Origin of the sequence: Mesorhizobium sp. M0598 (assembly GCF_040320865.1) — a bacterium.
Classification (GTDB): Bacteria; Pseudomonadota; Alphaproteobacteria; order Rhizobiales; family Rhizobiaceae; genus Mesorhizobium.
The window spans coordinates 115,893-128,095 of record NZ_JAMYQL010000002.1 but is presented as its reverse complement, the minus strand read 5'-3'; the positions used below and the strand labels follow the sequence as shown (position 1 = coordinate 128,095).

The window sequence follows — 12,203 nt, the reverse complement described above, 5'->3', positions numbered from 1 at the left end:
GCAGCCGATTGTGCCAGCGCCAGACACGAGACGGTGAAACGTCCTCTGGACCAATTGGTGACCCGATTGCGCGAACCGCCGTTCGCGGCTACGCCTTGCCGCGGCAGCAGGGAGTCCACCATGGAAGATCGCATTCGCATCCGCTCCGAGGAAGTCCTTTCCGACGAGTGGGCGGTTTTGAAAAAGACCGTCTTCGACTACCGCCGGCGCGACGGCAAATGGGAAACGCACACCCGCCAGACCTACGATCGCGGCGACGGCGCGGTGATCCTGCCTTTCGATCCGGAGCGTTCGACGGTGCTTCTGGTGCGGCAGTTCCGCTACCCGGCCTACGTCACCGGCCACAAGGAGCCGCTGATCGAGGCCTGTGCCGGCCTGCTCGACGAAGACGATCCCGAAACCTGCATCCGCAAGGAGGCCGAGGAGGAACTCGGCTACCGGCTGAAGGACGTGCAGCGGCTGTTTTCACCCTATATGAGCCCCGGAAGCGTAACCGAGCGGCTCTGGTTCTTCGTCGCCCGCTATTCGCCCGCCGACCGCATTTCCGACGGCGGCGGTGCGCAGGACGAAGGCGAAGACATCGAAGTTCTCGAAATGCCGCTCGACGAAGCACTGGCCGGCATCCACGACGGTCGGATCATCGACGCCAAGACGATTATTTTGATCCAGCACCTGAAGCTGAACCCGATCGGGAGGTGAGCCATGCAATAGGCCACGATCCCGCCAACGAACGATTCCGCACGGGCTGTGGAGGAATATTCCTCTATGTAGCGATACAGCGCATCCAACTGGCGCTCCGCTTGCGCGGAAAATACAACCGTGCGCGTCATTCCTTAGTGGCATCATCGCGTCGCGCGGCGGCGCGGTCGCGGATACGCAGCATGACCTGCTCGGCAGGGACGGCGCTGGACGGATTCGCCTTGTACTCGTCGTAGCTCTGGGCGACTTCCTCGTGCAGCCAGCGTTCAACCGCGGCGTCGCGGTCGAGCAGCGCGCGCACGCCCTCGCGCAGCACTTCGCTGACGGAGGCGTACGCGCCGGATTCGACCTTGCGCGCGACGGCCTCGGCCATGTCGCGCGGGAGGGTGATACTTATCGGCTGGGTGGTTCGCATGGGCGGACTCCTTTTCCACCATACAGCAGCCGATGTGACAAAATCATATCGAAATTGCTGGCGATGATGCGTGTGACCGATACCGCCGCCCTTGCCTGAGTGCGCTTTGGAAGCTGGCAAACGAACATGCGGACACCGGATACGCATATCGCAGATCCCGCATCGGCTCGCCGGCTCCTGGTCGAGAAATGGCATGTGGCAGCCTGTATGCGGCGAGTTCATGCTCTTGCTTAGGCCGCAATGGCGGCGCCGATGTTGCTGGTGCGGAACGACGGGACTCGAACCCGTACGATCAGAGATCGAGGGATTTTAAGTCCCTTGCGAGGCTTGGTGTGGGCGACGGGATTTGAACCCGTAAGTGCTTGAAACACCGGCAGATTTTAAGTCTGCTGCGTATACCAGTTCCGCCACGCCCACCTCCCACATTGTGGGGAAATCCCACCGGTCTCCCACATGGTTTCCCACACGGTCGGCTTAGGATTTGCCGTTCACTACCACGAGCCTCGGAGCCGCGCCACCTTCGAGCGCGGTCAGGTTGTCGAGCAAGTGATTGGGTGCGAGGTGGGCGTAGTTCAGGGTGGTCTGGATCGACTTGTGGCCCATCCAGATTTGGACGCGCCGGATGTCGATGCCACGGATGATCTGCCACGAGCAGCACGTATGCCGCGTCGTGTAGACCACGGTGTCGGACAGCCCCGGGATGTGTTCGCGGATGCTGCGCCACACCTCTATGACCTCCCACTTGCCGATGTCGCAGAGGTCGCTGTGCTGCATCAGACGGTGGATGCCCTTGCGGTTCTGAGCCATCAGGCGACTGCCGGGAGATCGTGGTCGTGATGCGTTAATGGGGTTGGCTGGACTAGCTTTGAAGGCGATGTCCTAAACACCGTCCTCTCCTACTCCAATGCGGGCGCCTAGTTTCCGCAAGTTGAGATCAGCAAGGCTGCCTCGCAGCGCCCTTGAAAGTGGTGTCCATGGTGTTTTTCTGTGTTTTTGTGGTGGGGCAGGCTTTTCTTGGCCACGACTTATGAATAGTAGAAGGTAACGAGCGCTATATTTCGGCGCTCTCTAATATTAGGAGTAGATGATTTGTGGTGGTCAAGGTTCAAAAGAGGTTTTGCAGGAACATGGGAGGATAGACTGGACGGGATATTCTCATTGGAGATCGACTATGCTGGGAAATCCATTCTCGATGTTGGCTGCAATATGGGTGTTGTCGCCTATGAAATATCGAAGCTGAGACCGAGTTCGATCCATGGGATCGACATTGCCAAGCCGCACATCGAAACGGCAAAAATGCTATTGAGCGGCTCCCCGGTACATGCCCGGTTCGATCGCCTAAACCTTGGCAGCCGGCGCCTCGGCAATATCCTTCTGCCGAAGTACGATATCGTCCTGCTGCTGGCCGTTTACCAGCACATGCAGCGCAACATCGGCCCAGGCAAGGCGCGAAGGGTGCTTTCCAATATTGTGAGGCGCACCTCAAACGTTGTTGCCCGCGTTCCGCCTGGAACGGATGGCGAATTTATCGAAACGCTTTCTGACGAGGGGTTCAAGGTCAAGAGCACTCACACATCACCTCTTGGCAGTCATGTGCTGGTGCTTGAGAAACCGCCTCACGCACCTCTAAGATTGTGCTGATTTAGATTTGATTTCCTCTTCTGGAGCCACCCTTGGCGTAGTTGTCTAACTCGTCGTCGGTGCCGGCCTGCAGATTCATGTGGATTGGTTTGGCCATGAACGTCTGTTCTCCTTTTCCCACACGATTTCCCACAACGGCGTGTTTCCCACAAAATCCGTTGCACGAGTGGAGAGATTAAATGAAATGCAAAACCCCGGCGCAAACCGGGGAATTACAAGGCGTTGAGGGGTTAGTTGCGAGGGTGCAACGGACTAGAACGGGATTTTAAGTCCCTTGCGTCTACCAATTCCGCACGTCCGCAGGCCAGTCCTTTTCAGATGCCGGGCAGGGGCCGTCAAGCCGTCTTCTGCCGTAGAGAAATCTGGCACTGGAAGCTAGCGAGGCCGATCACCTACAGTGATACAAACAAAATCGTTTCACCTGGAAATGTTCTTAGCGGCAGCTTCCGCGGCCACCGCGAATGCGCGTCCCCCGTTCGCAGGATGCGTTCGGGCGCTCTGCCCTGATAGACTCCAATTGGCAAGTGGATCGGCGCGCCGATACTCGACGCCGTCCTCTACAGACATTGGGAGATTGTCATGCTCAAGCTTGCCTCTGCCCTGGCACTGCTGCTTGTTGGGACGGCGCCTCTGTTTGCCGATGAGATGCCGATGAACGCCAAAGACATCAAATGGGGTCCTGCTCCAGCTGTCATTCCCGCTGGCGCGGAAATGGCTGTTGTCGCTGGAGACCCCTCAAAGGAGGGCGCCTATGTGCTGCGGTTGAAGACACCTGCCGGCTACAAAATTGCCGCACATAATCATCCCACCACGGAATACGTAACGGTGCTTTCCGGCAACTTCCATATTGGAATGGGCGATAAGCTCGACGAGGCGAAAGGTGTCGAACTGACTGCTGGCGGCTTCGGCGTCGCGCCGGCCGGAATGAATCACTTCGCCTGGACGACAAGCGATACGATTATCCAGGTTCATGGCGAGGGGCCATTCAAGATCACCTACGTCAACCCGGCGGACGATCCAAGCAAAAAGTGACAGTTCGGGATCGAATTGAGTGAACCGGCCGAAGGCTCGAACGATGGAGTGCGTCAAACTCCGCGACCGTCGATTCAGAAGGATCCTCTAACGAGACGAAAGCTGATTGGCCGCAACGGAATCGTATTCCGCCTGGGCCATTTGCCATGAATGGCGCCATAACAAAAAACCCGCCTCGGGAGGACGGGTCGTTGGAGTCAGTAGCATAGCTGCCGGCACAAAGCAAGAACAAAGTTGCTGCGGCCGGCACAAAATGCCCTTGACGATTGGCGAAAGCCATGGCGCATCGATCTCCCTCCTTGAGGGGGAGATGGCCGGCAGGCCAGAGGGGGTCGTCGCGCGTCGAGCGCCAGCCTGTTTTGTTTCGCGGTAAAGGTTCGCGTCAGGACGTCCCGACTCCCTCTGTCGCCTTCGGCGACATCTCCCCCTCGAGGGACCCTCAAGGGGGAGATCTGCAACTTCGCCGTCCGCGCTTACTTCCCCGCTGGTCAAAATCCTCGCGGCTTGGCACAGTCGGGCAAAGAGGAGCCTGTTGATGCCCAAGACCGCCAATGCGACGAAACCAAAACCCTGGGCCGAGATGGCGACGCATCTGGTCGATGTCGCCATGGGCCGCAAGCCCGCCGATCTCGTCATCCGCAACGGGCGCTGGGTCAACGTCCATTCGGGCGAGATCATCGCCGGCACCGACATCGCCATTGCCGGCGGCCGCTTTGCCTATTGCGGGCTGAACGCCGGCCATGCCATCGGCCAGGGCACCAAGGTGGTCGATGCCGGCGGCCGCTATCTGGTGCCGGGGCTTTGCGACGCGCATATGCATGTCGAGAGCGGCATGGTGACGGTGACGGAATTCTGCCGCGCGGTGATCCCGCATGGCACCACCTCGATGTTCATCGATCCGCATGAGATCGCCAACGTGCTCGGCCTGCCGGGCGTGCGGCTGATGCATGACGAGGCCGTCGCCATGCCGGTCAACGTGCTCGTGCAGATGCCGTCCTGCGTGCCTTCGGCACCGGGGCTCGAGCATGCCGGCGCCGAGCTGACCGTCGCCGACGTTGCCGAGGCGATGACCTGGGAGAACATCATCGGGCTCGGCGAGGTGATGAATTTTCCGGGCGTCGCCGCCAACGATCCGGTGATGTCGGGCGAGATCGCGGCGACGGTGAGGGCCGGCAAGACGGTCGGCGGGCATTATGCCTCGCGCGATCTCGGCCTGCCGTTCCACGGCTATGTCGCCGGCGGCCCCGAGGACGATCACGAAGGCACACGCGCCGAGGACGCCATCGCGCGCGTCCGCCAGGGCATGAAGGCAATGCTGCGGCTGGGCTCGGCCTGGTACGACGTGGCCTCGCAGATCAAGGCGGTGACGGAGAGCGGGCTCGACCCGCGCAACTTCATCCTGTGCACCGACGACAGTCATTCCGGCACGCTGGTGCACGAAGGCCATATGGACCGGGTCGTGCGCCACGCCATCAGCCAGGGTTTGAAGCCGGTGACGGCGATCCAGATGGCGACGCTCAACACCGCCCAGCATTTCCGGCTGGAGCGCGAGATCGGCTCGATCGCGCCGGGACGGCTCGCCGATCTGCTGATCGTCTCCGACCTCGCCGAAATGACCATCGACGAGGTCTATGGCCGCGGCGTCAGGCTGGCCAAGGGCGGCAAGCTCGAAATCGACATTCCAGCCTACGACTATCCGAAGACGGCGAAGAACACCGTCAAGCTCGGCAGGAAGCTCAAGCCCGGCGATTTCGATATCGCCGCACCCCTGGGCGCCAACGAGGTGCGGGTGCGCGTCATCGGCGTCATCGAGAATCAGGCGCCGACGCGGGCGCTCGAGGCCGATCTTGCCGTCGAGGACGGGCTGGTCGCCATGGACCGTCGCAACGATGTCTGCCAGATCGCGCTGGTCGAGCGCCACAAGGGCACCGGCGGCGTCACCAACGCCTTCGTCTCCGGCTTCGGCTATATCGGCGACTGCGCCATGGCGTCGAGCGTGGCGCATGATGCCCACCACATCATCGTCGTCGGCACCAACAAGCAGGACATGGCATTGGCGGTGAACCGGCTGGGCGAGGTCGGCGGCGGCGTCGTGCTGTTCTCCAAGGGCAAGGAGCTGGCGCTGGTCGAAATGCCGATCGCCGGGCTGATGTCCAACGAGCGGGCGGAAATCGTCGCCGCCAAGGCGGACCAACTCAGCGACGCCATGCGCCAGATGGGCTGCTCGCTCAACAACGCCTACATGCAGCACTCGTTGCTGGCGCTGGTCGTCATCCCCGAGCTCAGGATTTCCGACGTCGGCCTTATCGACGTGACGACTTTTCGGAAGGTCGATCTGTTCGTTTGAAGAATCATTGAACCCTGGAGGGACAGCGCCCCCCTCTGTCCTGCCGGACATCTCCCCCTCAAGGGGGGAAATTGGCAGTTTCGTTGATAGCGCCTTGTTCGTCAGAGTTAGAGATTGGCGAAAGCCGAAAGTGGTGGCCAATCTCCCCACTAGAGGGGGAGATGTCCGGCAGGACAGAGGGGCGCGAAGGATCGCTGCCGTGCGCTTTGTTCCGAACTGACGTCAACAGTGACCGCTCATCGATCGCTCACCCGCCGGTGGCGATGGTCAGCACTTTGAACGGCGTGGTGATGACGATTTCGGCGACCGAACCGACGGCCTTGCCGAGGCCCTGGCCGAGATTGTCGAGCTGGGCCGGCGCGGTCTCTTCGGAGGCGAGGCCCGCCGGGGCGCGCAGGCGGTCGCCGAGCAGCTGCACCAGGAACGGGTTGTCGGCGAATTTGGCGTGGTTCAGCCGGTCGCCGCCCTTGGTCTTGGTCAGGTCGACCACCGAGACGCCATAGCTGGCGAGGTCGGCCGCGTCGCCATAGTCGCCGACGCGCGGCTTGTCGCCAGAGATCAGGGTCGACAGCCTGAGCGCCCGGTCGTCGCCCGAAAGCAGCACGGCGAACGGCTTGTCGGGTTTGCCGTAGCGGATCATCTGCTTCTTGAACACGTCGACGTCGATGTCGGGTGAGGCCAGGATGACGTAGCCGAGCTTGCCGCCGAGGTCGCGGTCGCCGGTGATGGCAAGCTGGCGCAATGCTTCCATGGTCACCCAGGTCCCCATCGAATGGGCAATGATGTCGATGCTCTTGGCGCGGCTCTTGGCGAGCATGCGCAGCGTCGCTTCGAGATCGTCGCGCGCCGCACTGGCGCTTTCCTTGTCGTAGATGTAGCCGGTCGTCGTGCCGCTCGACGCCCACGAAAACAGCACCGGCGTGCCTGGGTATTTCGTATCGTGCGCGATCTGCGTCAGCCGGTAGATACCGTCATCGAAGCCGTTGTTGAAGCCGTGCACGAAAACCAGCGCGCGGTCGCCGCGCATGGCGATGTCGGCGCCGACCGCCTTGGCGAATTGCGGCGCGCCTTCGTAGAAGGTGACGCCGGTCGCCGTGAAATCCTTCGCCGGATTGCTGTTGGCCGAGCCCTTGACCCGCTCGATGGCGCCGAGCTGGTGGATTTTGGGCACCGTCACCTCGACGCTGGCAAAGCTGGTGGTCGGCGAACGGTCGCCGTCGAACACCTGCCGGGGCGCTTTCATTGCCTTTTGCCGGGTCGTTGCGACGAAGATTTGATGCGTCGCCGCGATATCGGCAGCAGGCACGGTGATCGTCGTCTTGTTGAGCAGATCGTGCGTGTTCTGGCCGGCGCAGCCGGTAACCGCGAGCGCGAACGCAACGACGAGAAAGATCTTCGAAGGCACGGTCACGCGGGCTCCCGCAAAGGCGACGTCGAGCCGGAGACGTCTTGGCCTATTCGATAGAGGCAGAGGCCGGCACGGTCCAGTTCAAACTGTTCCGATGGTGCGGCAATGGTCAACAATCACTGCCGCGCAATGCAGTTATTGTCCGACCGAGGCGATGCGGTCTGTCACCTCGCGGTCGCTGGCAAACCCGTCATCCTCGCGCAGCTTCTGGCCGATCAACTGCACCAATTCCGGATTATCGGCGAATTTGGTGTGGTTGAAGCGGTCGGCTCCCTTGACGCTGGAGAGATCGACGACCGACACGCCATAGCTGGCGAGGTCGGCGGCGTCCTTGTAGTCGCCGACGCGCGGCCGCGCGCCGGCGATCAGGCCGGAGAGCCGCAGCGCCCGGTCGTCGTCGGAGAGCAGCAGGATGAACGGCTTGTCCGGCTTGCCGTAGCGGCGCATCTGGCTCTTGAACACGTCGACGTCGATATCGGGCGAGGCCAGCACGACGTCGCCTAGCTTGCCGCCCAGATCGCGGTCGCCGGTGATGGCGAGCTGGCGCAACGCCTCCATGGTAACCCAGGTCCCCAGCGAATGGGCGACGATGTCGATGCGCCGTGCGCCGGTCTGCGCCAGCATTCTCAGCGTCACTTCCAGCTGGTCGCGGGCAACGCTGGCGCTTTCCTTGTCGTAGACATAGTCGGTGGTCTTGGCGCCCGACGCCCAGGAAAACAGCACCGGCGTGCCCGGATAGCCGGAATCATGGGTGATCTGGGTGACGCGGTAGACCGCGTCGTCGAAGCCGGTGTTGTAGCCGTGGACGAAGACCATGACACGGCCGCCGCGCGCCGCGATGTCGGCGCTGAGGGCGCTGGAGAATTTCGGCTGGGTGTCGTAGCCGACGACCTCGGAAGCCATGAAGTATTTGGCCGGATCGTCCGACTTGCCGCGTGAGCGCCGCTCGATCTGGCCTGTCTTGTGGATGCCGGGGACGGTGACGTTGACGCGGGCATAGTTCAGCGTCGCCGAACGCTCGCCGTCGAAGACCTTGTTGGGATCGTCGGAGCGCTTGCGCGTCGTGGCGATGAAGATCGAGTGATTGCCGGCGATTTCCGTCACCGGCACTGCCATCATGGCGCTGCCGAGCAGTTCCTCGGTTTGGCGGCCGCCGCAGCCGGCGAGCAACGCGGCAAGGACAATGATGCAAATCGTCTTCAAGGGCACTTAAGCAATTCCACTCCGGCCTGACCAAAGGCCCATCCACCTCCGCCGCACCTCCCGGACAGGCGAAGTGCGGCAGAAGTAAGTCGCAGGCGCCCGAAATGCGCTCAGCGCCCCGCGACTGCCATCGCACTGTTGCGCGAAAGCCAGAACGGCGGCAGGAACGCCGGAATGTTGGAAAACGGCAGCACTTCCGGCTTCAGCCTTATGCCGAGCACGTCGGTCATGAAAGCGCGGCGCGCCTCGATGCGGCGCCAGGCTTCGGGATAGCGCGCGGCGATCTCTTCGCGCAGCGCCTCGTCGGCCAGCGCGATGCCGTCCTCGATGTTTGTGGTGAAATAATCGGTGCCGGTCGCCGGGATGATGTCGACCTGCAAGGCCATGCCCGACTTCAATCTGATGTCGGAGCTGGAAAATACCGGCGAATGCATCCATTCGTCGATATGGATGAGATGGCCGGGGTTGAGCGCTACGCCGAAGAACCGATCGCCGATGCGGTCGTGCACCGCTTGCCACAACGCGCCGCCGGGAACGCCGATGCCGACCGTCTCGTACCAGTCGACGACGGCGCAGAAATAGGGCGCGACCAGCTTCTCGACATAGTCCTGGATGCCCCTCGGAAGCTCGGCCGCATCCTCGACCAGAAAACCGGCGCGGGCATTGAGCGAGCCCTGGATGCCATAGGCCATGGTGATCGGGTCGCCGCGCTTGATGATGTCGAGGCGCGGGCTCGGCAGGCCATAGGCCGCACGCTTGCCGGCCGACAGCATCGGGTGACAGCATTGCGGCAGGCCGTTGATGCCCATCAGCCGCGCCGCCTGCAATTCGGTCATGCCGGGTTCGATGCCTTGCAGGACGTTGCGCAGGCCTTGCGAGGAATAGGTCGCGGCGAATTCGAACGCGGCCAGCTGGTCGGCCTCGTTGATGGCGCGCAGGCCGTCGGCAGGGTTCATCAAAGGGTTCGCCGCATTGATGATCACGCCCCTATCGCCGGCAAGGCTGCGCAACGTGTCGGCGATGAAGGACGGCAGGTCGAGCGTCGTTTCGCCAAAACCCGCATCGCCGGGGCCGAACGGCTTCCAGCCGATGGCGCCGATGCGCTGGCCGGCTTTCAGGCCGCAATCGACGAGGATGTCGGCCAGCGCTTGCGAGCGGTCGCGCGGCTGCGCCGGCAGCGAAAACGTCTGGTAGAGCACGCGCTCGTACGGCCCATCGCAGATCTCGGCATAGCCCCAGCCCTCGTTGCCGACCAGCAGTTTCGGCGGCTTGCCGGGAACGATGATGAGCAGCGTCTCCTCGAAGCGCGGATCGTAGCCGCAGAGGTAGGCGACATTGGCCGCATGTTCGCGGTCGCCATAGACGACGAAGGCATCGAACCCGCCGCGCGCGACCAGCGCCGCGATACGGGCCTCATAGGTGGCGCGCGTAACCAGCGGCATCACCGTCGGCTCGCCGAATTCCGGCAGCGACACGGTTTTCTGGGCCACCGATGCGACGGGCATGAACAGACGCTCCTAACGGCCAACGAGGTTTTGGGAACACCCTTTCGGGTGGCCGGACAATGGCTTCGCGAGGCCGGATATGCAATAGCGGGACCGAACTCGCGTAGCCTGTGGGGTGCTCTTGCCATGACCAGTTTCTCCTCTCGCGTCGCTGCTGCCGTTGCGGCGATCCGCGAGATCTTTCCGGAAACGCCGCTGCAGGAAAACGACTATCTGTCGAAGAAGACCGGCGCGCGGGTGCTGCTGAAGCGCGAGGACCTGACGCCGGTGCGTTCCTACAAGATCCGCGGCGCCTTCAACTTCTTCCGCAAGACGCTCGCCGCCGGCAACGAGGCCGAGCTGTTCGTCTGCGCCTCGGCCGGCAATCATGCACAGGGCTTTGCCTTCGTCTGCCGCCATTTCGGCAAGAAGGGCGTCGTCTTCATGCCGGTGACCACGCCGCAGCAGAAGATCGACAAGACGCGGCTGTTCGGCGGCGTCTTCGTCGAGATCAGGCTGGTCGGCGATTTTTTCGACGACTGCTACCGCGCCGCACTCGAATTCACCGAAACTGCCGGCGCCCACATGGTGCCGCCGTTCGACCATAAGGACATCATCGAAGGGCAGGCGACCGTCGCCTACGAGATATCAGGCCAGATGCCCGGTGCGCGCATGGCTGATATCGTCATGCTGCCGGTCGGCGGCGGCGGCCTGGCCGCCGGTGTCACCCATTATTTCGCCGACCAGCACCGCGAAACGCGCTTCGTCTTTTGCGAGCCGGCCGGCGCCCCGAGCCTGAGCGAGAGCCTTGCCGCCGGAAAGCGGATCAAGCTCGCCAAGGTCGACAATTTCGTCGACGGCGCAGCGGTGGCCGAGATCGGCCGCGAGCCGTTGCGCCACCTCAGGGAGTTTGCCGCCGACACCGTGCGGCTGATCCCGGAAAACCGGCTCTGCGCAACCATGATCGAAATGCTCAATGTCGAAGGCGTCGTGCTCGAGCCGGCCGGCGCGCTGGCGATCGATGCGCTCAAGGATTTTTCCAGGAAGGAAATCAGGGGCAAGACCATCGTCGCCGTGGTGTCGGGCGGCAATTTCGATTTCGAGCGGCTGCCGGATGTGAAGGAACGGGCGCTGCGCTTCGAGGGCTTGAAGAAATACTTCATCATCCGCTTTCCGCAACGGCCCGGCGCGCTGCGCGATTTCCTCGAATTGCTGGGTCCCGACGACGACATCGCCCGCTTCGAATATCTGAAGAAATCGGCGCGCAATTTCGGTTCGGTGCTGATCGGCATCGAAACCAAGGACCGCCGCAATTTCGACCTGCTCAAGGCGAATTTCGACGCCGAGAGCGTCCATTACCAGGACATCACCGACAACGAGACGCTCGCCGGGTTTATCATATGAGCAGCAACGATCTTCCGAACGCTCCGGCGAACGTTTTTATCGCGCTGTTTTCCGGCATCAATGTCGGCGGCAACCGCATCGTCAAGATGGCGGAACTCAGGTCGTTTTTCGAGCAGCTCGGCTTCTCCGATGTCGCCACCTATGTGCAGAGCGGCAACGCTGTGTTCCGGTCGCCAGATGGCGATGCAGCGCTGCTGACCAGGCGGCTCGAAGCGGAATTCGAGAAGAAATGGGGGTTCCATTCGCGCATCATGGTGCGCGACCTCGGCTGGCTCGAGCGACTGGCGGCGGACAACCCCTATCGGGAAATGGCGGGCGAGCCGACCAAGCTGCACGCCTATGCGCTGGAGCGCGCGCCGACCGCCGAAGAGGTCGCCCGGCTGACAGAGAAATGCACCGGTCCCGAACGCTTCGAGATCAAGGGCGACGTGCTCTACCTGCATGCGCCTGACGGGCTCGGCAAATCGGTGTTTGCCAATCTCATTCCGCGCGTTCTGAAGGTGCCGGGCACGGCGCGCAATTGGCGCACCGTGCTGATGCTGCTGGACATGGCCAAGGCCGGCGGTTGAC

11 protein-coding genes and 1 tRNA gene are annotated in these 12,203 nt (G+C 62.4%); 6 read left to right on the top strand and 6 right to left on the bottom strand.

Going from position 1 to position 12,203, the window contains the following annotated elements; genetic code table 11:
- The first annotated feature begins 120 nt into the window (after positions 1–120).
- Positions 121–699: an NUDIX domain-containing protein gene (locus tag NKI59_RS03655; RefSeq protein ID WP_352593807.1), complete on the top strand. Its 579-nt coding sequence runs from the start codon at positions 121–123 to the stop codon at positions 697–699.
- A gap of 127 nt (positions 700–826) precedes the next feature.
- On the opposite strand, the gene NKI59_RS03650 is transcribed toward NKI59_RS03655, so the two are convergent.
- The 3 genes from NKI59_RS03650 to NKI59_RS03640 form a co-directional block, all read right to left on the bottom strand.
- A complete protein-coding gene (locus tag NKI59_RS03650) occupies positions 827–1,114 on the bottom strand; it encodes a ribbon-helix-helix domain-containing protein (protein WP_352593808.1) in 288 nt (95 codons plus the stop codon).
- Positions 1,115–1,442: 328 nt separating this feature from the next.
- Positions 1,443–1,531, bottom strand: a tRNA-Leu gene (locus tag NKI59_RS03645).
- Between the two features lie 57 nt (positions 1,532–1,588).
- On the bottom strand, positions 1,589–1,921 hold the full coding sequence (locus NKI59_RS03640) for a tyrosine-type recombinase/integrase (RefSeq protein WP_352593809.1): 333 nt from the start codon (positions 1,919–1,921) through the stop codon (positions 1,589–1,591).
- Between the two features lie 351 nt (positions 1,922–2,272).
- Between NKI59_RS03640 and NKI59_RS03635 the strand changes: the two genes are divergently transcribed.
- The 3 genes from NKI59_RS03635 to ade all read left to right on the top strand — a co-directional run bounded on the left by NKI59_RS03635 (position 2,273) and on the right by ade (position 6,134).
- A complete protein-coding gene (locus NKI59_RS03635) occupies positions 2,273–2,755 on the top strand; it encodes a class I SAM-dependent methyltransferase (RefSeq protein WP_352593810.1) in 483 nt (160 codons plus the stop codon).
- A 579-nt stretch (positions 2,756–3,334) separates the two neighbouring features.
- Entirely contained in the window at positions 3,335–3,787 is a 453-nt protein-coding gene (locus tag NKI59_RS03630) for a cupin domain-containing protein (protein WP_352593811.1), read from the top strand.
- Between the two features lie 535 nt (positions 3,788–4,322).
- The gene (gene ade, locus NKI59_RS03625; protein WP_352702405.1) at positions 4,323–6,134 is read left to right on the top strand and encodes an adenine deaminase; all 1,812 of its coding nucleotides are present in this window, start codon (positions 4,323–4,325) and stop codon (positions 6,132–6,134) included.
- Positions 6,135–6,381: 247 nt separating this feature from the next.
- Here ade and NKI59_RS03620 read toward each other — a convergent pair whose 3' ends face one another.
- The 3 genes from NKI59_RS03620 to NKI59_RS03610 all read right to left on the bottom strand — a co-directional run bounded on the left by NKI59_RS03620 (position 6,382) and on the right by NKI59_RS03610 (position 10,250).
- Positions 6,382–7,545, bottom strand: coding sequence for an alpha/beta hydrolase (locus NKI59_RS03620; RefSeq protein WP_352702403.1), 1,164 nt, complete (start codon positions 7,543–7,545; stop codon positions 6,382–6,384).
- 132 nt (positions 7,546–7,677) lie between these two features.
- A complete protein-coding gene (locus tag NKI59_RS03615) occupies positions 7,678–8,751 on the bottom strand; it encodes an alpha/beta hydrolase (protein ID WP_254817699.1) in 1,074 nt (357 codons plus the stop codon).
- Positions 8,752–8,855: 104 nt separating this feature from the next.
- Positions 8,856–10,250, bottom strand: a complete 1,395-nt coding sequence (locus NKI59_RS03610) for a hypothetical protein (protein WP_352702401.1) — start codon at positions 10,248–10,250, stop codon at positions 8,856–8,858.
- 126 nt (positions 10,251–10,376) lie between these two features.
- On the opposite strand from NKI59_RS03610, the gene ilvA reads away from it, so the two are divergent.
- Together ilvA and NKI59_RS03600 are read left to right on the top strand one after the other, a co-directional pair.
- Positions 10,377–11,633, top strand: a complete 1,257-nt coding sequence (gene ilvA / locus NKI59_RS03605; protein ID WP_352702399.1) for a threonine ammonia-lyase IlvA — start codon at positions 10,377–10,379, stop codon at positions 11,631–11,633.
- Positions 11,630–12,202, top strand: coding sequence for a DUF1697 domain-containing protein (locus NKI59_RS03600; RefSeq protein WP_352702397.1), 573 nt, complete (start codon positions 11,630–11,632; stop codon positions 12,200–12,202). The genes ilvA and NKI59_RS03600 overlap by 4 nt, the downstream gene beginning before the upstream one ends.
- Position 12,203 lies beyond the last annotated feature (1 nt).